The organism is Pseudomonas sp. JUb52 (assembly GCF_004341115.1).
Lineage (GTDB): Bacteria > Pseudomonadota > Gammaproteobacteria > Pseudomonadales > Pseudomonadaceae > Chryseomonas > Chryseomonas oryzihabitans.
Map to the genome: position 1 here is coordinate 1 of NZ_SLYS01000022.1, position 22181 is coordinate 22181.

The 22181-nt window shown below is 67.0% G+C and carries 20 protein-coding genes and 2 pseudogenes; 8 read left to right on the forward strand and 14 right to left on the reverse strand.

Annotated elements, in window-relative coordinates:
* Window positions 1-517: 517 nt before the first annotated feature.
* From EC839_RS22930 to EC839_RS22945, 4 genes are all read right to left on the reverse strand, one after another.
* On the reverse strand, window positions 518-1375 hold the full coding sequence (locus EC839_RS22930; protein WP_007163008.1) for a glucose 1-dehydrogenase: 858 nt from the start codon (window positions 1373-1375) through the stop codon (window positions 518-520).
* A 32-nt stretch (window positions 1376-1407) separates the two neighbouring features.
* Window positions 1408-2481: a class I mannose-6-phosphate isomerase gene (locus EC839_RS22935; RefSeq protein ID WP_007163007.1), complete on the reverse strand. Its 1074-nt coding sequence runs from the start codon at window positions 2479-2481 to the stop codon at window positions 1408-1410.
* Window positions 2482-2535: 54 nt separating this feature from the next.
* Window positions 2536-3393, reverse strand: a complete 858-nt coding sequence (locus tag EC839_RS22940) for an SDR family oxidoreductase (RefSeq protein WP_007163006.1) — start codon at window positions 3391-3393, stop codon at window positions 2536-2538.
* A 99-nt stretch (window positions 3394-3492) separates the two neighbouring features.
* Window positions 3493-4080, reverse strand: coding sequence for a TIGR00730 family Rossman fold protein (locus EC839_RS22945; protein ID WP_007163005.1), 588 nt, complete (start codon window positions 4078-4080; stop codon window positions 3493-3495).
* Window positions 4081-4410: 330 nt separating this feature from the next.
* On the opposite strand from EC839_RS22945, the gene azu reads away from it, so the two are divergent.
* Entirely contained in the window at window positions 4411-4860 is a 450-nt protein-coding gene (azu, locus tag EC839_RS22950) for an azurin (RefSeq protein ID WP_007163003.1), read from the forward strand.
* Between the two features lie 823 nt (window positions 4861-5683).
* Here azu and EC839_RS22955 read toward each other — a convergent pair.
* Together EC839_RS22955 and EC839_RS22960 are read right to left on the reverse strand one after the other, a co-directional pair.
* Window positions 5684-6232 carry a glutathione peroxidase gene (locus tag EC839_RS22955; RefSeq protein ID WP_007163002.1) on the reverse strand — a complete coding sequence of 183 codons (549 nt, stop codon included), beginning with the start codon at window positions 6230-6232 and terminating at the stop codon, window positions 5684-5686.
* Window positions 6233-6312: 80 nt separating this feature from the next.
* The gene (locus EC839_RS22960; RefSeq protein ID WP_007163001.1) at window positions 6313-6642 is read right to left on the reverse strand and encodes a hypothetical protein; all 330 of its coding nucleotides are present in this window, start codon (window positions 6640-6642) and stop codon (window positions 6313-6315) included.
* Window positions 6643-6874: 232 nt separating this feature from the next.
* Here EC839_RS22960 and EC839_RS22965 point away from each other — a divergent pair, with 232 nt between their 5' ends.
* Window positions 6875-8281 (forward strand): L-cystine transporter, encoded by a 1407-nt coding sequence (locus tag EC839_RS22965; RefSeq protein ID WP_007163000.1) that lies wholly within the window; start codon window positions 6875-6877, stop codon window positions 8279-8281.
* A 67-nt stretch (window positions 8282-8348) separates the two neighbouring features.
* Here the strand turns inward: EC839_RS22965 and ureC are convergent, their stop codons facing one another.
* The 6 genes from ureC to EC839_RS22995 form a co-directional block, all read right to left on the reverse strand.
* Complete coding sequence (gene ureC / locus EC839_RS22970; RefSeq protein ID WP_007162999.1) at window positions 8349-10049, reverse strand: urease subunit alpha; 1701 nt, start codon at window positions 10047-10049, stop codon at window positions 8349-8351.
* Window positions 10050-10287: 238 nt separating this feature from the next.
* Window positions 10288-10593: an urease subunit beta gene (locus tag EC839_RS22975; RefSeq protein WP_007162998.1), complete on the reverse strand. Its 306-nt coding sequence runs from the start codon at window positions 10591-10593 to the stop codon at window positions 10288-10290.
* The gene (locus tag EC839_RS22980; RefSeq protein ID WP_007162997.1) at window positions 10590-11099 is read right to left on the reverse strand and encodes a GNAT family N-acetyltransferase; all 510 of its coding nucleotides are present in this window, start codon (window positions 11097-11099) and stop codon (window positions 10590-10592) included. Before EC839_RS22980 ends, EC839_RS22975 begins: the two co-directional genes overlap by 4 nt.
* Window positions 11100-11109: 10 nt before the next feature.
* Window positions 11110-11412 (reverse strand): urease subunit gamma, encoded by a 303-nt coding sequence (ureA, locus tag EC839_RS22985; RefSeq protein WP_007162996.1) that lies wholly within the window; start codon window positions 11410-11412, stop codon window positions 11110-11112.
* Window positions 11413-11491: 79 nt separating this feature from the next.
* Window positions 11492-12331: an urease accessory protein UreD gene (locus EC839_RS22990; RefSeq protein WP_007162995.1), complete on the reverse strand. Its 840-nt coding sequence runs from the start codon at window positions 12329-12331 to the stop codon at window positions 11492-11494.
* A 258-nt stretch (window positions 12332-12589) separates the two neighbouring features.
* The gene (locus EC839_RS22995; RefSeq protein ID WP_007162994.1) at window positions 12590-13633 is read right to left on the reverse strand and encodes an AraC family transcriptional regulator; all 1044 of its coding nucleotides are present in this window, start codon (window positions 13631-13633) and stop codon (window positions 12590-12592) included.
* 339 nt (window positions 13634-13972) lie between these two features.
* Here EC839_RS22995 and eat point away from each other — a divergent pair, with 339 nt between their 5' ends.
* The 5 genes and pseudogenes from eat to EC839_RS25140 form a co-directional block, all read left to right on the forward strand.
* Complete coding sequence (eat, locus tag EC839_RS23000; protein WP_007162993.1) at window positions 13973-15337, forward strand: ethanolamine permease; 1365 nt, start codon at window positions 13973-13975, stop codon at window positions 15335-15337.
* 23 nt (window positions 15338-15360) lie between these two features.
* Window positions 15361-16752, forward strand: coding sequence for an ethanolamine ammonia-lyase subunit EutB (locus EC839_RS23005; RefSeq protein WP_007162992.1), 1392 nt, complete (start codon window positions 15361-15363; stop codon window positions 16750-16752).
* Window positions 16753-16868: 116 nt separating this feature from the next.
* The gene (gene eutC / locus EC839_RS23010; RefSeq protein WP_007162991.1) at window positions 16869-17684 is read left to right on the forward strand and encodes an ethanolamine ammonia-lyase subunit EutC; all 816 of its coding nucleotides are present in this window, start codon (window positions 16869-16871) and stop codon (window positions 17682-17684) included.
* 202 nt (window positions 17685-17886) lie between these two features.
* Window positions 17887-18672: pseudogene (locus tag EC839_RS25135) on the forward strand (cache domain-containing protein); the annotation flags it as partial.
* 522 nt (window positions 18673-19194) lie between these two features.
* Window positions 19195-19791: pseudogene (locus tag EC839_RS25140) on the forward strand (methyl-accepting chemotaxis protein); the annotation flags it as partial.
* Here EC839_RS25140 and EC839_RS23020 read toward each other — a convergent pair.
* Window positions 19772-20236 (reverse strand): N-acetyltransferase, encoded by a 465-nt coding sequence (locus EC839_RS23020; RefSeq protein ID WP_007162989.1) that lies wholly within the window; start codon window positions 20234-20236, stop codon window positions 19772-19774. The pseudogene EC839_RS25140 and the gene EC839_RS23020 overlap by 20 nt on opposite strands.
* 127 nt (window positions 20237-20363) lie before the next feature.
* On the opposite strand from EC839_RS23020, the gene EC839_RS23025 reads away from it, so the two are divergent.
* On the forward strand, window positions 20364-21269 hold the full coding sequence (locus EC839_RS23025) for an alpha/beta fold hydrolase (RefSeq protein WP_007162988.1): 906 nt from the start codon (window positions 20364-20366) through the stop codon (window positions 21267-21269).
* On the opposite strand, the gene rutR is transcribed toward EC839_RS23025, so the two are convergent.
* Window positions 21266-21952, reverse strand: a complete 687-nt coding sequence (gene rutR, locus EC839_RS23030) for an HTH-type transcriptional regulator RutR (protein WP_007162987.1) — start codon at window positions 21950-21952, stop codon at window positions 21266-21268. The two genes, EC839_RS23025 and rutR, sit on opposite strands and share 4 nt — an antisense overlap.
* Window positions 21953-22181: the final 229 nt, after the last annotated feature.

A 22181-nucleotide genomic window follows, 5' to 3' on the forward strand; every position in this document is an offset into this window, starting at 1 on the left:
GGGTGGAAACGGCTTGCCATCCTCCCCCGATGATCAGTCGGGGACTATGACCTCGCAAAGAGGCCTCAGTCGAGATACAAGGGTGGAAAACCGCGCAGCGTTTTCCACGCGGACGCTGAGCAATCTTCTCCCTGAGAGAGGGCAAGCCCCGTAGGTTGGGTTGAGACGGCTTCATCGTGGAAGCCCAACGCTGCCGGATACCTCACGTCGGGCTTCGCTGCGCTCAACCCAACCTACAGAATCATCTACTTCCTCGCCCTCGGAGAAAGAGCGAACCAAGATATGTAGGGTGGAAAACCGCGTAGCGTTTTCCACGCGGACGCTGAGCAATATTCTCTCTGAGAGAGGGCAAGCCCCGTAGGTTGGGTTGAGACGGCTTCATCGTCGAAGCCCAACGCTGCCGGATACCACACGTTGGGCTTCGCTGCGCTCAACCCAACCTACGGAATTATCTACCCCCTCTCCCTCGGGAAGAGGGCCGGGGTGAGGGCAAACCCCGGCACCCCAGCCAAAACCCTCAGAGCACCGGCATTCCGCCCGTAACCGGCAACATGGCGCCGGAGATGTAGCTGCCTTCGTCCGAGGCCAGCAGCACATAGGCAGGGGCCAGCTCCACCGGCTGGCCGGAGCGACCCAGGGGGGTGCTGGCGCCGAATTGCTCCGGTTCGTCGGGTTTCATGGTGCTGACGATCAGCGGCGTCCAGATCGGGCCGGGGGCCACGCTGTTGGCGCGGATGCCCTTGGCGCCGAGCAGTTGCGCCAGGCCCGCGGTGAAGTTGGCGATGGCGCCCTTGGTCGCCGAGTAGGCCAGCAGGGTCGGCGGGGCGATGTCGGCGTTGATCGAGGCGGTGTTGATGATGGAGCCGCCGCGCGGCATGTGCTTCACCGCCGCCTGGGTGATGCGGAACATGGCATGGATGTTCACGTTGAAGGTATGCACCCATTCCTCGTCGGGAATCTCGTCGAGGCTGTCGCGCACCTGCTGGAAGGCGGCGTTGTTGACCAGCACGTCGATGCGGCCAAAGGCCTCGACGGTCTTCTGCACCACGTCCAGGCAGGTCTGGCGGTCGATCAGATCGCCGGGCAGCAGGACGGCCTGGCGCCCGGCCTCGGTAACCAGGCGGGCGGTCTCCCGGGCATCCTCGTGCTCGTCCAGGTAGGCGATGGCGACATCGGCGCCCTCACGAGCGAAGGCGATGGCCACGGCGCGGCCGATACCGCTGTCGGCGCCGGTGATCAGCGCCGCCTTGCCCTTGAGGCGACCCGAGCCGCGATAGGTTTCGGCGCCGCTGTCGGGCAGCGGATCCATGCGCGCTTCGGAGCCGGGAAAGGTCTGGGGTTGGGGTTTCAGCGGGGGCTTGGGATAGTCGCTCATGGGGACTCCTTAAAGGTCAGTAAGCTTGTAGTTCAGGAAGAGAATTCGATACCCAGATCGGCCATGACCGCGGGGCCGTAGCCGGCAGCGGCCAGGGGCGCCTGGATGTCCTGATGCAGATCCGGCACGTAGCCGACCAGCAGGTCGGCCGGGCCGCTCAGGCGGATTTCGCCGAGCGCGGCCGGCAGCAGCAGGGATTCGGCGGCGCCGAGCATGCCGCTCCAGCCAGCCGACTCCAGCCGTACCGGACGCCCGACGTTGCTCAGCAGGCGGGCGCTGGAGAAGCGATAGTCCAGCGGCGGCGCCCCGGCGCCGGCCAGCCGCCAGCGTTCCAGGGCGAAGTGCCGGCAAGCCGTACACAGCAGGCGGTCGTGCCCATCGCCCAGGGGCAGGCGCAGCCCGGGGGTGACCCGCGGATCGGCATCCAGATCCAGTTCGTCCAGCAGCGCCTCGATACCTTCGCGCCAGTCGGCGTGGGGCAGCGGCTCGCCATCGGTCATGCGCCAGGGCATGGCCTGCTGCTGGATGTCCGAGGTTTGTTCGATCTCGTAGATCAGGGTGCCGGGACCGAAGCTGTGCAGGGTGCCGCCGGGGATGAAGAAGGTCTCACCAGCGCGCACCGGCAGGCGCCGCATGACGGCGTCGTAGTCCTGCCGCAGCAGGGCGTCGCGCACGCGCTCGCGACTCTGGCCGGGCTTGAGGCCCACCAGGGCGGTGGCGCCCGGTTCGGCCCAGAGGATGTGCCATGCCTCGGTCTTGCCGTTGGGCTGGCATTCCAGGCGGCGGGCGGTGGCGTCATCGGCGTGCAGGTGCACCGGCAGGCGGCCGCTGCCGTCGATGAACTTGGTCAGCAGGGGAAACCAGGGGCCCTGCCAGCCGGGCGCGACCAGTTGTTCGGGATAGGCCTGCACCACGTCATGCAGGCTCTGGCCGGCGAGGGGACCGTCGAGCACCGTGGCACTGCTGCCCGGTACGTCGCTGATTTCCCAAGTCTCGGCGATGCGGCCCGGGGGCAGGCCACGCTTACCGAGGCGCTCGGCGATCTCGTGACCGCCGAACACATGGGTGCGCAAGGGGGTGGAAAGGCGCAGGGGTTGGCCGAGCATCGGGGACTCCAGCGGCAAGAAAGGCGCCCCGGCCCGGGCCGGGGCAGAGAACACTCAGAGAATCGGCTTGCCGCCGGTTACGGCGATGCGCGCGCCCGAGGTGTAGCTGGATTCGTCGGAGGCCAGCATCACATAGACCGGCGCCAGTTCCACCGGCTGGCCGGGGCGGCCGAGCGGGGTGTTGCCGCCGAATTCCTTGACCTGCTCGGGCGGCATGGTGGCCGGGATCAGCGGGGTCCAGACAGGGCCGGGGGCCACGCTGTTGGCGCGGATGCCCTTTTCGCCAAGCAGTTGCGCCAGGCCCGCGGTGAAGTTGGCGATGGCGCCCTTGGTGGTGGCATAGGCCAACAGCGTTGGCCGCGGCATGTCCGAATTCACCGAGGTGGTGTTGATGATGGAGCCACCCTGGCCCATGTGCTTCACCGCGGCCTGGGTGATGCGAAACATGGCGGTGATGTTCACATCGAAGGTGTAGACCCACTCGTCGTCGGGAATCTCTTCCAGCGTCTCATGGGTCATCTGGAAGGCGGCGTTGTTGACCAGCACGTCGATACGGCCAAAGGCCGCCACGGTCTTGTCCACCACTGCCAGGCACTGCTCGCGCTTGGACAGGCAGCCCGGCAGCAGCAGGGCCTCGCGCCCGGCTTCGCGCACCAGGCGGGCGGTGTCCTCGGCGTCTTCGTGCTCGTTCAGGTAGCTGATGGCCACATCGGCGCCCTCGCGGGCGAAGGCGATGGCCACTGCACGGCCGATGCCGCTGTCGCCACCGGTGATCAGCGCCTTCTTGCCGGCCAGACGGCCAGAGCCCTTGTAGCTTTGCTCACCGCAATCCGGGACCGGATTCATGCGCGATTGCAGGCCGGGAACCTCTTGCTGCTGTTCCGGCATCGGGGCTTTGGGAAAATCGGTCATGGAGGAATCCTCGTCGCTGGTGACTTTTGCGGGTCTGTCAGTACCGACAGGCCACAAGCGGCGAGGGTTCGAGACCCGGGACGGGCGGTGTACCGGGCGCTAGCGCGGCGCTGGTTCGGCCCAGCGCGGCGGTACCGTGGGTTGCCAGGCGGCGAGGGCGTCTAGCAGGGCGGTTGGCGACTCCTCTACCTGCAGCATGGCGCGGTGCGGCGCGGCGACGAAGCCCTGGGCGACCAGGTGATCGAGGAAACCCTCCAGCTGGGCATAGAAGCCGTCGATCTCAAGCAGGCCCATGGGCTTGGCGTGATAGCCGAGCTGACCCCAGGTCCAGACCTCGAAGAGTTCTTCCAGGGTGCCCAGACCGCCGGGCAGGGCGATGAAGGCATCGGCCAGCTCGGCCATCCGCGCCTTGCGCGCGTGCATGCCGTCGACCACTTCCAGCCGAGTGCAACCGGTATGGCCCAGTTCGGCGGTCTTGAGACTCTGCGGAATGATGCCGATGACTTCGCCACCAGCCGCCAGGGCGGCATCGGCGACCACACCCATCAGGCCGACCTTGCCGCCGCCGTAGACCAGGGTGAGGCCACGCTCGGCGAGGGTACGCCCGAGGTGCGCGGCCGCTTCGGCGAAGACTGGCGAAGCGCCGGGCTTGGCACCACAGAAGACACAGACGGTTTTCAGCGACATGGGGACTCCTAGGCAGGCAAAACGCCTAGCCTAGCGGCCCGTCACCCGTGAGCAAAGCACCGTCATCGCGCGAGGAAAGCCTCTTCCGGCGCATTGCCACTGGCGGCCTGGGCATAGCTGGCGAACAACTCGTGCAGCAGGGCGGTAAGGGTCATGGCGGGCGTCCTTGGCTGGCGGGTGATGGAGGGATAGTACCCAGAGGTAAGGCCCAACGACCTGGCAAAGGTTTCGATGGGGACGATAGAGCGAAGCCGCTCCCTTGCCATGGCCGCTGGAACCCGCCACCCTCGCATCGGTCTGACTGGCGACTTTCACGCATCCGGAGGGTTCATGAAATCCAAGTTCTTTGCTGCGGCGCTGTTCGCCCTGGGTAGTACCGGCGTCTGGGCCGCCGACAGCTGTACCACCCAGATCGAAGCCGGCGACCAGATGACCTACAGCCGCGCTTCGATCCAGGTCCCGGCCTCGTGCAAGACCTTTACCGTGGAGCTGATCCACAGCGGCAGCCTGCCCAAGAACGTCATGGGCCATAACTGGGTGCTGACCCGCTCCACCGACGCCTCGGCCGTCGACGCCGCCGGCATGAACGCGGGCGAAGCCAAGGGCTATCTGCCCGAGGGCGACGAACGCATCATCGCCCATACCAAGATGTTGGGTGGTGGCGAGAAGGATTCGGTGACCTTCGATACCGGGGCCCTGGAAGCCGGCAAGGAATACACCTTCTTCTGCTCCTTCCCAGGGCATTTCGGCTCCATGCGCGGGGTGTTGCAGCGCGGGTAAGGGGAAGGTTGGGTTGTGGCGGTCGGCCGTCGCAATCCGACCTCTTGAGTCGGAGACGCCTGGAGATTGGGTTGAGCGTTAGCGAAGCCCAACGGCTTTGAAGTTGGTTGCCCTAGCTGTTTACCGGCATTGCTGCTGCCCCTATTTCGCCTGGCCGGCGACTCACTTTTCTTTGCTTGCGGATCGCCGCCCGGTGCAAAGAAAAGTAAGCAAAAGAAAGCAAACCCCACATTTTGGCCCTTCGCTGCGCTCCGAGTCCCCTTGCTCGGCGTCCTACCTCGCAACCCCCGCCACGACACCGGAACTCGGCCTCACTGACGGGGACGAGGTGCCAGCCTGAAGCTGTGGTGTTTAGATATTCGTAGCGTGGAAAACCGCGCAGCGTTTTCCGCTAGTGCGTAACGCTGATCCCTGTGGACAAGGCTTCGCCGTTGTCCACGCTACGGATTACGAACTCTTCGTACTTCTTCAACCAACACTTTCAGGCTGGCGAATCGCCCCGTTCAGGAGGGCGAACGCCAGTGTTGTGGAGTGGGTCGAGCCGCATGGATGCGGCGAGAGGCCTAACGGGCCATGGATGGCCCGTGTAGGCCGACCCCGGAGCGGCGCTGGCGTGAGCGAACCCGGAGCGAAGCGTAGGGCCGTATGGTGGGGCAAGCGTTTTTGGTTACTTTTGCCGCGACTGGCAAAAGTGACTCGCTCGGGAGAGCGAAACAAGAAGTGCCAGCAAAACTCGATAATCAGCTAGGACATCAAGATTGAAGGTTGACCCTAACACCGTTGGGCTTCGCTCTCGCTCAACCCAACCTACCAATGCCAGTCCTCACCCCTTCGCCAACTCCACCTCAATCGCCTCCACCAACCGCGGATCATCCGCCGTCACATCCGGCGCGAAGCGCCCCACCACCTCGCCATTGCGCCCGATCAGGAATTTCTCGAAATTCCACAGCACTTCGGGCTTGGGATTAGGGCTGCCGCCACGGCTCACCATGCGTTCACGGAAGGGACCGTCACCGGTCGCTTCGGGCTGGGCACGGGTGAGTTCGTCATAGAGCGGATGCTTGTCCTCACCCACCACGCTGAGCTTGGCGAACATAGGAAATTGCACGCCATAGGTGAGGGTGCAGAATTCCTTGATCTCGGCGTCGCTGCCGGGCTCCTGCTGCTTGAAGTTGTTGGCGGGAAAGCCGAGGACTTCCAGGCCGCGTTCGCGCTGGGCCTCATAGAGACGTTCCAGGCCCTCGTACTGGCTGGTCAGGCCGCACTTGGAGGCGACGTTCACCACCAGCAGCACCTTGCCCAGGTAGCGTTCCAGGGTCAGGGTTTCGCCATCGATGGATTGCAGCGGGAGTTTCATCAGGGTCGCGGTCATGGTCGGCTCCTCGGAAAGAAGCGACCAGCCTAGCGCAAAAACGCCGCCTCCATGGGCGGCGCCTGTCGGTCGGGCGGGGCTCAGCGCTTAAGCTTGACCACGTCGCCGGAAACGGTGGTGGTGTAGCCGTTCAGGACATAGGCCCAGAACCAGTTTTCCTGCACCTGGGCATTGATCAGGGCATCGCCGCCGCGGGACTTGATGGCGGCCTGCTGGGCGCGCACGAAGCGGTCGTTCTGCTGGACCGGGATGAAGCCCAGGATCATGAGACCGGTGGCCTTGCCCTCGCCATGACCGACGACGGTGTACTGCGACGGATCCAGATTCTGCGTCTTCATCGCGGTACCGGTGCAGCCGGCGACGGCGGCGGCGAGGGCGAAGGAAGCGGCGAGCTTGGCGAAACGTTGCATGGAGTCACTCCTTTTTGGGTTGGCAGCGTCGGGCATCGTTTCCCGACGGAGCGCACTCTAGCAGTGCAGGGCCCGGCGGAAATACCGTTCGCCCCGGCGATAGAACCGCTCCTCCCAAGGTCCCAGGGTTATCAGGTGATAGCGCCTCGATCTAAGCCCGGGCGGCGTGAACTGCTACCATCGCCCGCCTCTCGTCCGGCGGCCGCGCCGGGCGCCGTTTCGGAGACCTCGTGTGAATCTGCCTCTCGTCCTCAATCTCGTCGCCTTCGCCGTGCTGCTCGGTCTGCTGGCGCGTACCCGCAACACCGGCTGGAGCCTGGCCGTGCGCGTCTTCATCGGCCTCGCCCTGGGCGTGGCCTTCGGCCTGGTGCTGCAACTCCTCTACGGGCATGATGCCCCCGTGCTCAAGACCTCCATCGGCTGGTTCAACCTGGCCGGCAATGGCTACGTGCAGCTGCTGCAGATGAGCATCATGCCGCTGGTGTTCGCCTCCATCTTGGCCGCCGTGGCGCGGCTGCGCGAAGCCTCCTCCATGGGGCGCATCAGCCTGCTGACCCTGGGCACCCTGCTGTTCACCACCGCCATCGCCGCCCTGGTCGGGGTGCTGGTCACCTGGCTGTTCGGCCTCAGCGCCGAGGGCCTGGTGCAGGGCGCCCAGGAGACCGCGCGCCTGACTGCGCTGCAGAACAGCTATGTCGGCAAGGTGGCGGATCTGTCGGTGCCGCAGTTGCTGCTGTCCTTCATCCCGAAGAATCCCTTCGCCGATCTGTCCGGCGCCAATCCCACCTCCATCATCAGCGTGGTGATCTTCGCCGCCTTCCTCGGCGTCGCCGCCCTGCGCCTGCAGCGCGACGATCCGGTGCGCGGCGAGAAGGTGCTGGCCGGCATCGACGTGCTCCAGGCCTGGGTGATGAAGCTGGTGCGCCTGCTGCTGCAACTCACCCCCTACGGCGTGCTGGCGCTGATGACCAAGATGGTCGCCACCGCCAGCCCGCAGGACGTGCTCAAGCTGGGCACCTTCCTGATCGCCTCCTACCTGGGCCTGGGCATCCTCTTTGGCGTGCATGCACTGCTGCTGACCCTGAGCGGCCTGTCGCCGGCGCGCTTCTTTCCCAAGGTCTGGCCGGTGCTGAGCTTCGCCTTCACCAGCCGCTCCAGCGCGGCGACCATCCCGCTGAACATCGAGGCCCAGACCGAGCGCCTCGGCGTGCCGCCGGCCATCGCCAGCTTCGCCGCCTCCTTCGGTGCCACCATCGGCCAGAACGGCTGCGCCGGTCTCTATCCGGCGATGCTGGCGGTGATGGTCGCCCCGACCCTGGGTATCAACCCCTTCGATCCGCTGTGGATCGCCACCCTGGTCGGCATCGTCACCCTGAGTTCGGCGGGCGTGGCCGGCGTGGGCGGTGGCGCCACCTTCGCCGCCCTGATCGTGCTGCCGGCCCTCGGCCTGCCGGTCACCCTGGTGGCGCTGCTGGTGTCCATCGAACCCCTGATCGACATGGGTCGCACCGCCCTCAACGTCAACGGCTCCATGACCGCCGGCACCCTGACCGCACGTTGGATGGGCCAGCTGGACAAGGCCGCCTACGACCGCAACGACCGGGCCGAAGCGCCAGCGGCGCCGATCAGTCGCAGCTGAGTCCGTAGGTTGGGTTGAGCGAAAGCGAAGCCCAACATTCCCTGTGCCTGGTTAGAACAGGCCCCTTCTAGAACAGGAAATACCGCTGCGCCATCGGCAGCACCTCGGCCGGTTCGCACCAGAGCAGCTGGCCGTCGGCCTTGACCTGGTAGTTCTGCGGATCGACCTCGATGGTCGGCAGATAGCCGTTGTGGATGAGGTCGCTCTTCTGCGCGGTGCGGCAGCCCTTGACCACGCCGATGCGCTTCTTCAGCCCCAGTTGCTCCGGCACCCTGGCTTCGAAGGCGGCCTGGCTGATGAAGGTCAGGCTGGTGTCGTGGAGCATGCCGGCGTAGCTGCCGAACATGGGGCGGTAGTGCACCGGTTGCGGGGTAGGGATGGAGGCGTTGGCGTCGCCCATCAGACTCGCGGCGATGGCGCCGCCCTTGAGGATCAGCGTTGGCTTGACGCCAAAGAACGCCGGGCGCCAGAGCACCAGGTCGGCGAACTTGCCCACCTCGATGGAGCCCACCTCGTGGCTGATGCCATGGGTGATCGCCGGGTTGATGGTGTACTTGGCGATGTAGCGCTTGACCCGGAAGTTGTCGTTGCCGGCGCCGTCCTCGGGCAGCGGGCCGCGCTGCTTCTTCATCTTGTCGGCGGTCTGCCAGGTGCGGGTGATGACCTCGCCGACACGACCCATGGCCTGGCTGTCGGAGCTGATCATGGCGAAGGCGCCGAGATCGTGGAGGATGTCTTCAGCAGCGATGGTCTCCCGGCGGATGCGACTCTCGGCGAAGGCCACGTCCTCGGCGATGCTCGGGTCCAGGTGGTGGCAGACCATGAGCATGTCCAGGTGCTCGTCGATGGTGTTCTTGGTGAAGGGCCGCGTCGGGTTGGTGGAGCTGGGCAGCACGTTGGGGAAGCCGCAGGCCTTGATGATGTCCGGCGCATGGCCGCCCCCCGCGCCCTCGGTGTGATAGGTGTGGATGGTGCGACCCTTGAAGGCGCCCAGGGTGGTCTCGACGAAACCGGATTCGTTGAGGGTGTCGGTGTGGATGGCCACCTGGATGTCGAAGCGATCGGCCACCGCCAGGCAGTTGTCGATGGCGGCGGGGGTGGTGCCCCAGTCCTCGTGCAATTTCAAGCCGATGGCGCCGGCCCGGACCTGCTCTTCCAGCGGACCCGGCAGGCTGGCGTTGCCCTTGCCGGTGAAGCCGATGTTCATCGGGAAGGCGTCGGCGGCCTTGAGCATCTGCGCCATGTGCCAGGGACCGGGGGTCACGGTGGTGGCATAGGTGCCGGTGGCCGGCCCGGTGCCGCCGCCGATCATGGTGGTGGTGCCGCTCATGAGCGCCTCTTCGATCTGCTGTGGGCAGATGAAGTGGATGTGGGAGTCGATCCCGCCGGCGGTGAGGATCATGCCCTCGCCGGCGATGACCTCGGTGGCGGCGCCGATGGGCACGCTGACACTCGGCTGGATGTCCGGGTTGCCGGCCTTGCCGATGGCATGGATGCGGCCGTGCTTGAGGCCGACGTCGGCCTTGACGATGCCCCAGTGGTCGACGATCAGCGCATTGGTGATGACGGTATCCACCACCTCGGCCGCGAGCAGCTGGCTCTGGCCCATGCCGTCGCGGATGACCTTGCCGCCGCCGAACTTCACTTCTTCGCCGTAGACGGTGTGGTCTTCTTCGACCTCGATCCAGAGCTCGGTGTCGGCCAGGCGCACCCGGTCACCGGTGGTGGGGCCGAACATGTCGGCATAGGCTTGGCGGGAGATTTTCATAGGCGTGAATCCCGAATAAAGGTGGTTCGGTTTGCCCTCACCCCAGCCTTCTCCCAGAGGGAGAGGGGGAAGAGCGGGTGGCGTCCTGTTGTCTCGCAGGGAGTTGTCCCTGGGAGGCTAGGTGTTCTGGTTGGCCATCACCTCGACCCTCTCTCGGAGGGAGAGGGGGAAGGGCGCTCGATGTCTGCTTTTAGCCCCCTCTCCCTCTGGGAGAGGGTTGGGGTGAGGGGGCTCGCCGCTACAACTTCCCCATCACCCGCCCGGCGAAGCCGTAGACGGTACGCAGGCCGGCCAGCTCGACCAGTTCCACCTCGCGACTCTGGCCCGGCTCGAAGCGCACGGCGGTGCCGGCGGCGATGTTCAGGCGCATGCCGCGCGCCAGGGCGCGGTCGAACACCAGGGCGTCGTTGGTTTCGTGGAAATGGTAGTGCGAGCCCACCTGGATCGGCCGGTCGCCGCTGTTGGCGACGGTCAGGCTGAGGGTGCGGCGGCCGGCGTTGAGTTCGATGTCGCCGTCCTGGATCTGGTATTCGCCGGGGATCATGGGCGCTGCTCCAGCATCAGTTGCATGAAGGTGAGGTCGAGCCAGCGACCAAACTTGGTGCCGACCTGGGGCATCTGCCCGGTGGTGAGGAAGCCGAGGCGTTCGTGCAGTCGGATGGACGCCTGGTTGCCGCTCTCGATGGCGGCCACCATCACGTGCTTGTCGCAGGCGCGGGCGCGTTCGATGAGCACCGTCATCAGGCGCGGACCGATGCCCTGACCGCGCTGGTCGGGATGGATATAGACCGAGTGCTCGACGGTGTGGCGAAAGCCTTCGAAGGGGCGCCAGTCACCAAAGGAGGCGTAGCCCACCACCGTGCCCTCGGCATTCTCGGCGACCAGGATGGGGTAGCCCTGGGTGGCGCGCAGGTCGAACCAGGCCTGGCGGTTGGCCAGGTCCACCGGGGTCTCGTTCCAGATCGCCGTGGTGTTGCTGACGGCGTCGTTGTAGATGTGCAGCACGGCCGGCAGGTCGGCGGGTGTGGCGTCGCGGACGATCAGACTCATGGCGGCCTCCCTAGGCGATCGGCTGGTGGACGGTGACCAGCTTGGTGCCGTCGGGAAAGGTGGCTTCCACCTGGATCTCCGGAATCATCTCCGGAACGCCTTCCATCACTTGGTCGCGGGTCAGCAGGGTGGTGCCGTAGTGCATCAGCTCGGCCACGGTGCGACCGTCACGGGCGCCTTCGAGCAGGGCGGCGGAGATCAGCGCCATGGCTTCCGGGTAGTTGAGCTTCACCCCACGCGCCAGGCGGCGTTCGGCCACCAGGCCAGCGGTGAAGATGAGCAGTTTGTCTTTCTCGCGGGGCGTCAGGTCCATGGGTGTTCCGGTTGGCAGGTTCGGTCAAGGAAGGTCGATCATCGCGGCCGTGGGCCGTACCTACAAGAGCGCTGCGGCTTCAGGTGCTCCAGATCCGTGGCGGGACGGCGGCGCGGCCGAGCAGCGCCGGACGCAGCAGGCGCCAGACCTCGATCAGCCAGGCGCGGGCCTGCAGGCTTTCGGCGGCCAGGCAGCGGGCGACCACCAGGCCAGGCAACTGGGTCAGGTCGCCCCGCACCGGCAGGCCCAGTTCTCGGCAGCGTTCCAGGGTGTCGGCGTCCAGGGTGCCGGTGATCAAGAGCGTGGCGAACACCGGCTGACCGGCGAGGCCGATGGGCGAGTCGAGCAGGCGATCCGCACCGACCAGGCGTTGGCGCTCGTGCCACAGCGGGGTACCGTCGCGACGGATGTCCAGCTGCGCCTGGAATAGGCCTTCGGCAAAGCGCTCGGCACTGGCGGGACGACCCAGGGCGACGATGTCCCAGTAGCAGAGGCGGGCGTCACGCTCTAGCTCGATGCGGGTAGCGAGATGGGCCTGGGCACCGGAGAAGACGATGGTCTCCTGGGGCAACCACTCCAAGGTGGCGCCAGCGGCCACGCGCAGCTCGATCTGCTGGTGGGCCGCGCTGTCGGCGCGATACCACTTGGCCGCGCCGGGGCTGGTGAGCTGGGCCCAGGCGGACTCGCCGATGCTGACGTCGATGTCCAGCCGATCGCCCCCGGCGATGCCACCCGGTGGATGCACGATGATGTGCTGGCAGACCTCGGGGCCTTCCGCATGCAGGTGCTTCTGCACCCGCAAGGGGCCGAGGTGGCGGCGGGTGGTCGGTCGGGTCCAGTCGCCCTGGCGGGCATAGGCCAGCTCCAGGCGCGCCAGCCAGGCGGGGGTGAAAAGGGCAGGGGGCAGGGCAGAGGTCATCAGAGGGTCGTTGTTCGGGTTGGGGCCGTTTGGGGAGCGCCTTGCAAGAATCTGACCGGGCGGAGGTGGGTTGGGTGGGTGCTGGCGTTTGGAAGGTGCGGAGTGCCCTAGCTGATTACCGATTGTTCGGAGGGGGTTTGTTTCGCCCACCCAAGGCGAGTCGCCTTTGCCAGTTCGGCAGGTTGATGCTGAGCATAGCGAAGCCCAACAAGGCGGAGTTTGGCCAAGACACCTTGTTGGGCTCCGCTCAGCGCCAATCTACGCCTGCTGCCGCCACTGCCGCGGACTCACCTGAAACCACCGCCGAAACGCCCGTGAAAAGGCGCTCGTCTCGGAATAGCCCAGCAGCGGCGCCAGATCGGTGACCGGCAGCCGCTGCCGCAGGTAGTGCTGCGCCAGATCGCGGCGGACGCCCTCGACCAGGGTCGAGAAGCTCGCGCCCTGGTCGCGCAGGCGGCGTTGCAGCTGGCTGGTGGAAAGGTCCAGGCGCTGGGCGATGGACTCCAGGCTAGGTTCGCCCAGGGGCAGCGCCAGGCGCACCGAGGCGCGGACCTCTTCGAGCAATTCCAGCTGCGGCAGGCGCTGGCCGAGCTGGCGGATGGCGTCCTGCACCACCAGCAGGAGCAGCGGGTCGTGGTCGGGCATGGCGTGGCCGCGCAGGTCGGCCTTGGGCACCAGCATGGCGTTGCAGGGCTGGCCGAAGCTGACCGGGGCGTCGAACAGCCGACGGTGTTCGTGCCAGCCTTCGGGGCGCGGGTGCTCGAATTGCACCGCGCGTGGCGCCCAGGTCGGGCCGAGCACATGGCGCAAGAGGTTGAGCAGCATGCCCAGGGTCAACTCGGCATCCTGACGGCGGGCGACGATGGCGCCATGGCGTACCTGGTAGTCGAAGCGCCAGCAGTCACCGGCGTCCACCAGCTGGATCAGGGTGCTGTGCTGGTGGAAGGGAAAGGCGGCGGCGAAGTTCTGCAGGGCTGCCTCGGCAGTGGGCGAACAGAGCCCCACGTAGCCCAGCAGGCCGAGCATCTGCGGTTTGAATTGCCCGCCGTAGTGCAGGCCGAAATTGTCGCAGCCGGACTGGGCGGCGGCCTCTTCCAAGACCCGGCAGTAGTTGCCCAGCCCCAGGCTCAGGGTGGGGTGCTGCAGCTGTTCGGGGTCGATGCCGGCGGTGCCGAAGATGCGATCGACGTCGCCGCCGTGGCTGGTGATGACCGCGTCCAGTCCGCTGGCGGCGGCGGAGAGCACGCCAAGGTTGCGCGACGGTGAGGTCAGGGCGGCGAAGCCTGAGGCGGCCAGGGGCATGATGCAGGTCCAGGGAGGGGATCGGCATGAATGAAGCAAAGGCTGTGCCCCGGGGTGGAAAGCGGTCCTCCATTGGGGGCGGAACGCCGAGGGCTTCACGCTATTGGGGGTCTCGACGTGCCTCATCGCGGGGCGAGCGGTCGGACATCGCACCAGGGTGGTGCGGTCTCGGGTAGCACCCTGGGAAGAGGGGTAACGTCGACTTGACCCGAGGTCACAGCGACCGTACCGAGCGGTCAAGTCGCCACGCCCCCGAGCTGTTTAAGCTCGAAAAAGCCGGGCATCGCGGGATCGCGGTGACCCATTCGGATCACGTCGCTACAAGGGGAGTGGCCTGTCATGACCAACGAGAAACTCAAGCCGACCCTCGGCACCCTGCACCTCTGGGGCATCGCCGTGGGGCTGGTGATCTCCGGGGAATACTTCGGCTGGAGCTACGGCTGGGGCGTCGCCGGCACCCTGGGCTTCCTGGTCACCGCGCTGGTGGTGGCGGTGATGTACACCTGCTTCATCTTCAGCTTCACCGAACTGACCACCGCCATTCCCCACGCCGGTGGCCCCTTCGCCTACAGCCGGCGCGCCTTCGGCCCCACGGGCGGTACCATCGCCGGCATCGCCACCCTGATCGAATTCGTCTTCGCCCCGCCGGCCATCGCCATGGCCATCGGCGCCTACCTCAACGTGCAGTTTCCCACCCTCGATCCCAAGCTCTGCGCGGTGGCGGCCTATTTCATCTTCATGACCCTGAACATCCTCGGCGTGAGCATCGCCGCCACCTTCGAGCTGGTGGTCACGGTGCTGGCGGTGATCGAGCTGCTGATCTTCATGGGGGTGGTGGCGCCAGGCTTCAGCCTGACCAACTTCACCAGCGGCGGCTGGGCCGGCCAGGACCAGTTCTCCCTGGCCGCGGTGGGCGGCATGTTCGCTGCCATTCCCTTCGCCATCTGGTTCTTTCTCGCCATCGAGGGCGCGGCCATGGCCGCCGAGGAAGCCAAGGACCCGAAGCGGACCATTCCCAAGGCCTACATCGCCGGCATCCTCACCCTGGTGACCCTGGCCATCGGCGTGATGATCTTTGCCGGTGGCGTGGGCGACTGGCGCGCCCTGTCCAATATCAACGATCCGTTGCCCCAGGCCATGAAGGGCGTGGTGGGCGAGGGCTCGATGTGGCTGCACCTGCTGGTGGGCATCGGTCTGTTCGGCCTGGTGGCCAGCTTCCACGGCATCATCCTCGGCTATTCCCGGCAGTTCTTCGCCCTGGCTCGCGCTGGCTTCCTGCCCCATGGCCTGGCCAAGCTGTCGCGTTTCCAGACACCGCACCGCGCGGTGCTGGCCGGGGGTGTGGTGGGCATCGCCGCCATCTTCAGCGACGGCGTGATCAGCCTGCAGGGCCTGACCCTGACCGCCGCCATGATCACCATGAGCGTGTTCGGCGCCATCGTCATGTACATCATGAGCATGCTCAGCCTGTTCAAGCTGCGGCGCAGCGAGCCGAACCTGGAACGCACCTTCCGCGCCCCCGGCTATCCGGTGGTGCCGGCCATCGCGCTGGTATTGGCGGTGGTCTGCCTGATCGCCATGGTCTGGTACAACCCGGTGATCGCCAGTGTCTTCGTGGTGTTGATGGTGATAGGCGCGCTGGTCTGCGGTCTCAGCCGTAGACAGGGCGACATCGCGCCCGATGCCGCCTTTGGCGAGGCCTGAACAGCGCAACCCGAGGAGGTAGCATGAGCGGTTTCCAGCACAGCGTGGGTGGCCAGACCTGGCGCTTCGCCGATCTCAAGGAACTGCTGGCCAAGGCCACCCCGGCGCGTTCCGGGGATGTCCTGGCCGGGGTCGCCGCCGGCAGCGACGTGGAGCGGGTGGCGGCGCAGATGGCGCTGGCCGAGGTTCCGCTCAAGCACTTTCTCAGCGAGGCGGTGATCCCTTACGAGGCCGACGAGGTCACCCGGCTGATCCTGGATAGCCACGATGCCCAGGCCTTCGCCCCGGTCGCTCACCTCACCGTGGGCGGCTTCCGCGACTGGCTGCTGGGTCCGACGGCGGACGAGACCAGTCTCGCCGCCCTGGCGCCGGGGATGACCCCGGAAATGGTCGCCGCGGTGTCCAAGATCATGCGTATCCAGGACCTGATCCTGGTGGCGCAGAAGGTCCGGGTGGTGACCCGCTTTCGCAATACCATCGGCCTGCGCGGGCGGCTGTCGACCCGGCTACAGCCCAATCACCCCACCGACGATCCGGCCGGCATCGCCGCCAGCGTCCTCGACGGCCTGCTCTATGGCAACGGCGATGCGGTGATCGGCATCAATCCGGCCACCGACAGCACCAGCGGCATCTGCGAACTGCTGAAGATGCTCGACGCCGTGATCCAGCGCTACGAAATACCCACCCAGTCCTGCGTGCTGACCCACGTCACCACCAGCATCGCCGCCATTGAGCGGGGTGCGCCGGTGGACCTGGTGTTCCAGTCCATCGCCGGCACACAGGGCGCCAACGAAAGCTTCGGCATCAGCCTGGCACTGCTGCAGGAAGGCTACGAGGCCGGGCTGTCGCAACGCCGCGGCACCCTGGGCGACAACCTCATGTATTTCGAGACGGGGCAGGGCAGCGCCCTCTCTGCCGGCGCCCACCACGGCGTCGACCAGCAGACCTGCGAGGTGCGTGCCTACGCCGTGGCGCGGAAATTCAAGCCGCTGCTGGTCAACACCGTGGTCGGCTTCATCGGCCCCGAGTACCTCTACAACGGCAAGCAGATCATCCGCGCCGGGCTGGAAGATCACTTCTGCGGCAAGCTGCTCGGCGTGCCCATGGGCTGCGACATCTGCTACACCAACCATGCCGAGGCCGACCAGGACGACATGGACATGCTGCTGACCCTGCTGGGCGCGGCGGGCATCAACTTCATCATGGGCATCCCGGGGTCGGACGACGTGATGCTCAACTATCAGACCACCTCCTTTCACGACGCCCTCTATGCCCGCCAGGTGCTGGGCCTGCAGCCCGCCCCGGAATTCGCCGCCTGGCTCGACCGCCTGGGCATCCTGCGGCTGGAGGACGGCCGGTTCCGTCTCGGCGAAGGCTTGCCGGCGCCGTTCCAGCGGGCGCTGGCGCAGATTTGAAGGGCTTTTCCTAGGTTGGGTTGAGCATCAGCGAAGCCCAACGTTGCCCATCCAACCCGTGCCCGTCGGGCTTCGACGATGAAGCCGTCTCAACCCAAACTACCGAGGAGGTTGCCATGAAGGACTCCGACACCGCCCGCCCCGACCCCTGGGCCGAATTGCGTCGCCTCACCCCGGCACGCATCGCCCTCGGCCGTGCCGGCACCAGCCTGCCGACGTCGGCCCAGCTGGACTTCCAGGCCGCCCATGCCCAGGCCCGCGATGCGGTGCACCTGGCTTTCGATCATCAGGCGTTGCGCGAAGGCCTGGCCGCCCAGGGTCGCGAGAACCTGGTGCTCAAGAGCGCCGCGCCGGATCGCCACACCTATCTGCAACGTCCCGACCTGGGCCGCAGGCTGTCCGCGGAGTCCGCCCACGAACTCCAGGCCTATGCCGCCGAGCATCCCGAGGGCTTCGACGTCGCCGTGGTCATCGCCGATGGCCTCTCGGCCCTGGCGGTGCATCGCCATGCGCTGCCGTTCCTGGAGCGCCTGGCCGATCAGGCCGGGGCCGAGGGCTGGCGCTGGGCGCCGGTGACCCTGGTGGAACAGGGGCGGGTGGCGGTCGGCGACGAGATCGGCGGGCTGCTCAAGGCGCGCCTGTTGGTGATGCTGATCGGCGAGCGCCCCGGTCTGAGTTCGCCGGACAGCCTCGGCCTCTACTTCACCTACGGCCCAAGACCGGGCCTCAACGACGCCTATCGCAACTGCATCTCCAACGTACGCCTGGAAGGCCTCGCCTACGGCCTGGCAGCGCACAAGCTGCTCTACCTGATGCGCGAAGCGGATCGCCGCAAGCTCTCCGGCGTGCAACTCAAGGACGAAGCCGAGGTGCCGCTGCTGGAAGGTGCGCAGGACAACGCCCGGATCGGCAACTTCCTCACCGCGGGCTGATTGCCCGCCGTTCATCGGCGGTATCCCGCGCGGGGGTATCGCTTCGCTCAATTGACCGCCGTCCCGGCCGTAATACTGGCCATTCCCCCTGGCAACCTGCTGGAGCCGCCGTATGACTCTGATACCCACCCGCATCACCGGGCGCATGACCCTGGGCGTGCTTTGCCTGCTGGGGCTCACCGCCGTCGGCGTCTACGCCGTGATGGCCTTTGGTGGTAAACCGCAACTGGTGGCCGCCGGGACGGCCGCGGCCGAACAGTCGGCCACCGCCATCGCACGGCAACTCGCCCTGCAGCTGGCGCGTATCGAAGGGACCAGCGTGGCCCTGGCGGATCTGGGCGAGACGCTGCCCCATGACGAAGCCCTAGTGAAGGCCGTCCTGCCGAGGCTCATCGACAGCCACGGCGACCAGGCCATCGCCGGCGGAGGCCTCTGGCCGGAACCCGCCGCCTTCACCCCGGGGGTCGACCGCCGCAGCTTCTTCTGGGCTCGCAACGGCGCCGGCGGTCTGGAGTACTCGGACGACTACAATGCGCCCCAGACCTCGGCCTATCGCGACGAATCCTGGTATCGCGATGCCAAGGCGGCCACCGCGGGACGGTGCGTCTGGTCCGACGCCTACCAGGACCCGGTCAGCCAGGTCGCCATGACCACCTGCAGCGTGCCCTATCGCCAACAGAACGCCTTCGCCGGCGTGGCGACGCTGGACCTCAAGCTCGATGGTCTCGCCGCCTTCCTCGAACGCCAGGGTGGCGTGACCGGTGGCTATGCCTTCGCCGTCGATCGCAGTGGCAATCTGCTCTATTTCCCTGGGATCAAGGGTGCCAAGGGCCTGCCGACGCTGAACGACGTGATCGCGGGTGAGGCCTCGTTCAAGGCGGTGGCGGATGCCCTCGGCCAAACGGGCAACCGCACCCTGTACCTCCCTCACGACCGCCAGCTCGATGGCGCCGCTTACGTCACCCTGGTGCCGATGGATGCGACCGGCTGGCAGGTCGGTCTGGTCACGCCCGAAGCTCAGGTCACCGGCCTGGCCACGCGCCTGACCAGCCAGATGCTGCTCTTGCTGTTGCCGCTCCTGGCACTGCTGCTGGGCATAGCCTGGCTCGCCGGCCGGCGCCTGCTGGCCCAGCTGGAAGAGACCACCCTGCAGATCGAGCGCCTGGGCCAGGACGGTGCCAACGCGAGCGAACTGGACATCCGGCGTGCCGACGAAATCGGCCGCTTGCGCGGCGCGGTCAATCGCTACGCTGGCTCGCTGCGCGAGATGCTCCGCCGGATCGCCGCTGACGCCTCGCTGCTGCAGGGCCAGGCGACCGAGCTGGCGCAACTCTCCCATGGCCTGGCCGATCGGGCGGAAAAGCAGCGCGAAGACAACACCCTGCTGGCGACGGCCATCACCGAGATGTCGGCCAGCGCCGGCGAGGTGGCGCGCAACACCACCGACTGCTCGGACGTGGCCCGCGCTTCGCTCGGCACGGTGCACACCGGCCAAAGCCAGATGGCGCGCAACACCGACTCAATGCAGGGGCTGGCCCAGGAGATCGGTGGCGCTGCCACCGCCATCACCCGTCTGGGCGAGGACATCGAGCGGGTCGGCGGCGTGCTGGACGTGATCAAGTCGATCTCCGAACAGACCAACCTGCTGGCCCTCAACGCGGCCATCGAGGCGGCTCGCGCAGGTGAACAGGGACGTGGCTTCGCGGTGGTCGCCGACGAGGTGCGCACGCTGGCCGGGCGGACCCAGGCGTCCGCCAACGAAATCCAGGGGATGATCGCCAGCCTGCGCCAGGCGTCGAGCGCCGCCGTGGCCACCATGCAGGCCGGGGTGCAGCGTACCGAAGTCGCCGTCCGAGAGGCGACCGTCGTGGCCGGCACCCTGAGCGGGACCGTCGACAGCTTCGATGGCATCGTCGAGCGCGCCCAGCAGATCGCCGTGGCCGCCCAGGAGCAGAGCCACGTGACCCAGGAAATCAATGAACTGGCGGTGCGTATCCATGCGGCGAGCGAAGAGGGCGCCCGCGACGCCGGTGCCCTGCGTCAGCTTGGCCAGGAGATGCAGGGACTCTCGACCCGCCTCAGCGCCCTCAGTCAGGGCCAGCGCTAGTGCCGACGGCGGGCGTCGGGCACAGCGCCTTGCGCAGGAAATACCGCGCGAAGCCCGGCGGATAGTCCGCCAGCTCGCCGAATACCTCGTAGCCCAGGCGTTCGTAGAAGCCGCGGGCCTGGAATTCGTGAGTGTCGAGCCAGGCGCCGTGGCAGCCGCGGACCAGCGCCTCGGCCTCGGCGCGCCGCAGCAATTCGCGGCCGGCGCCCTGGCCGCGGGCGGCTTCCTCCACCGCCAGCAACTGCACATAGAGCCAGCCATAGCTGGTGTAGCCCCAGAGGCCGCCGAGGGCTTCGCCGCCGCGGGTCAGGCTGATGACCAGGGCCCGGTAACCGCTCGGGCCCGCCTGGCTGTCGTTGTAGCGCCTCAGCGGCGCCGCGATCGCCTGGCGCAGGTCTTCGCGTGCTTCGTCGGTCAGGTGGTAAACCAGGGGCGCTGCGGACATGGCGAAGGTCTCTGGAAGAGGTCTGTCCGAGCATAGCGCAGCAGCGCCGCGTGACCGCCCGGTTCTGCCGCTTTCGCGGGTACGACCTTGGGGTAGCATGGCCCTTTAGCCATTTCGCGAGGGAGCCATGGACATACGTGAAGGTCGCGCCCGGGTCGGCGCCCTCGAGCTGGCCTATGAGGACTGGGGCGATCCCGCCGATCCGGCGCTGCTGCTGATCATGGGCTTTGGCGCCCAGTTGCTGCTCTGGCCGGAAGGCTTCTGCGAGGCCCTGGTGCGCCGGGGCCTGCGGGTGATCCGTTTCGACAATCGCGACGTCGGCCAGTCCTCGCGGCTGAGCTGGCCGGGTGGACGGCCGCCTTCACTGTGGCCGGTGCTGGGGCGGGCGCAACTGGGCAAGCCCAGCGCGGTGCCCTATCGCCTGGAAGCCATGGCCGCCGATGCGGTCGGGCTGCTCGATCACCTGGGGCTGGAACGCGCCTTCGTACTGGGCGGCTCCATGGGCGGCATGATCGCCCAGATCCTCGCCGCCCAATGGCCTCAGCGGGTCGCGCGGCTGGGCATCCTGTTCTCGTCGACCAATCAGCCGCTGTTGCCGCCACCCTCGTTCAAGCTGCTGGGCAGCCTGCTGCTGCGGCCGCCGGCCGATCTGCCGGCGGAGGCGGCGCTCGCCCGGCAGAAGGCCCTGCTGCGCGGCATCGAGAGTCCGAGGTATCGCCAGAGCGAGGCCGATCTGGAACGACTGGTGCAGCGCATCCTGGCGCGCGGGGTGGATGTGGAGGGGGTGCAGCGGCAGTTGTTCGCCCTGCTCGGCAGCGGCGATCTGCGCGTCTTCGCCCGCCGCATCCAGGCGCCGACCCTGGTGGTGCACGGCGCGCGGGATCCCTTGCTGCGTCCGGCCTGTGGTCGCGCCGTGGCGCGGGCCATTCCCGGCGCCCGCTTCGAGCTGATACCGGACATGGCCCATGACCTGCCGGCACCGCTCTGGCCGAGGCTCAGCGAGTTGTTCGCCGAGTTCTTCCTGGCGGCCTAGGCCGGGCCGCCGGCGCGGGGTCTGAGCCCGTCGATGATCAGCGTCTCCAGGCCCTGCAGGACCTCGTCGAAGAACAGCGGATCCTTCAGCGTGCGACCGCACAGGGTCTGCACCTGCACGCGGAAGTCCGCATAGTGCTGGGTGATGGCCCAGATGCTGAAGATCAGGTGGTGCGGATCCACTGGAGCCAGCTTGCCGGCGGCGATCCAGGCGCGGATCACCCGGGTCTTCTCGTCCATCAGGTCGTGCAGGCTGCCCTGCAGTTCAGGGAGCAGCAGCGGTGCGCCCTGGACCATCTCCAGACAGAACAGCCGGGACTCGGCGGGATAGTCGCGGGACATCTCCAGCTTCTGGAGCAGATAGCCGCGCAGGGCGTCGAGGGGTTCCTGGTCTTCGCTGAAGGTGCGCAGGGGATTCAGCCAGGTCGCCAGCAGCTGACGCAGCACGGCGACATAGAGCTCTTCCTTGTTGCTGAAATAGTAGAGCAGGTTGGTCTTGGAGACGTCCGCCTGCAGCGCCACCTGATCCAGGCTGGCGCCGTGCAGACCGAAGCGGGAAAAGATATCGAGCGCCGCGCTGAGAATCTGGGCGCGCTTGGCTTCTATCTGGCGCTGCCGGCGCTGCTGGGCGGCAGGGCTGGGTTGGCGGGACTTGCGTGGCGGAAGATCACTGGCCTGACTCACGAACTGCTCCTTGGGCCTTCTTGGACATCTGACGCGGGCCGGCTGCAGGCGCGGTCGTTGAGCTTCGCACCGTCCTGGTGACGAATCATCGGCGGACCCCGAAGGGTAGCGCGTCAGTCTCCGAACTCTAGCATGACGCGCCAGCCTTCATGCCCCGGATTCGGGCGCCTTGCACAAACTAGGTGCTCTAATCTGGACCAAATGGTCCAGCTTTATTCTCGGATAGACC

Bases quoted from the DNA above. Each gene is read 5' to 3' on its own strand.
- EC839_RS22980 (WP_007162997.1), bottom strand. From the start codon at position 11,099: ATGAGTCTGATCGTCCGCGACGCCACACCCGCCGACCTGCCGGCCGTG.
- EC839_RS22945 (WP_007163005.1), bottom strand. From the start codon at position 4,080: ATGTCGCTGAAAACCGTCTGTGTCTTCTGTGGTGCCAAGCCCGGCGCT.
- EC839_RS23005 (WP_007162992.1), top strand. From the start codon at position 15,361: ATGAGCGGTTTCCAGCACAGCGTGGGTGGCCAGACCTGGCGCTTCGCC.
- eutC (WP_007162991.1), top strand. From the start codon at position 16,869: ATGAAGGACTCCGACACCGCCCGCCCCGACCCCTGGGCCGAATTGCGT.
- EC839_RS22940 (WP_007163006.1), bottom strand. From the start codon at position 3,393: ATGACCGATTTTCCCAAAGCCCCGATGCCGGAACAGCAGCAAGAGGTT.
- ureC (WP_007162999.1), bottom strand. From the start codon at position 10,049: ATGAAAATCTCCCGCCAAGCCTATGCCGACATGTTCGGCCCCACCACC.
- EC839_RS22975 (WP_007162998.1), bottom strand. From the start codon at position 10,593: ATGATCCCCGGCGAATACCAGATCCAGGACGGCGACATCGAACTCAAC.
- EC839_RS22955 (WP_007163002.1), bottom strand. From the start codon at position 6,232: ATGACCGCGACCCTGATGAAACTCCCGCTGCAATCCATCGATGGCGAA.
- EC839_RS22960 (WP_007163001.1), bottom strand. From the start codon at position 6,642: ATGCAACGTTTCGCCAAGCTCGCCGCTTCCTTCGCCCTCGCCGCCGCC.
- EC839_RS23020 (WP_007162989.1), bottom strand. From the start codon at position 20,236: ATGTCCGCAGCGCCCCTGGTTTACCACCTGACCGACGAAGCACGCGAA.
- EC839_RS22990 (WP_007162995.1), bottom strand. From the start codon at position 12,331: ATGACCTCTGCCCTGCCCCCTGCCCTTTTCACCCCCGCCTGGCTGGCG.
- EC839_RS22935 (WP_007163007.1), bottom strand. From the start codon at position 2,481: ATGCTCGGCCAACCCCTGCGCCTTTCCACCCCCTTGCGCACCCATGTG.
- eat (WP_007162993.1), top strand. From the start codon at position 13,973: ATGACCAACGAGAAACTCAAGCCGACCCTCGGCACCCTGCACCTCTGG.
- EC839_RS22995 (WP_007162994.1), bottom strand. From the start codon at position 13,633: ATGCCCCTGGCCGCCTCAGGCTTCGCCGCCCTGACCTCACCGTCGCGC.
- EC839_RS22930 (WP_007163008.1), bottom strand. From the start codon at position 1,375: ATGAGCGACTATCCCAAGCCCCCGCTGAAACCCCAACCCCAGACCTTT.
- EC839_RS23025 (WP_007162988.1), top strand. From the start codon at position 20,364: ATGGACATACGTGAAGGTCGCGCCCGGGTCGGCGCCCTCGAGCTGGCC.
- ureA (WP_007162996.1), bottom strand. From the start codon at position 11,412: ATGGACCTGACGCCCCGCGAGAAAGACAAACTGCTCATCTTCACCGCT.
- azu (WP_007163003.1), top strand. From the start codon at position 4,411: ATGAAATCCAAGTTCTTTGCTGCGGCGCTGTTCGCCCTGGGTAGTACC.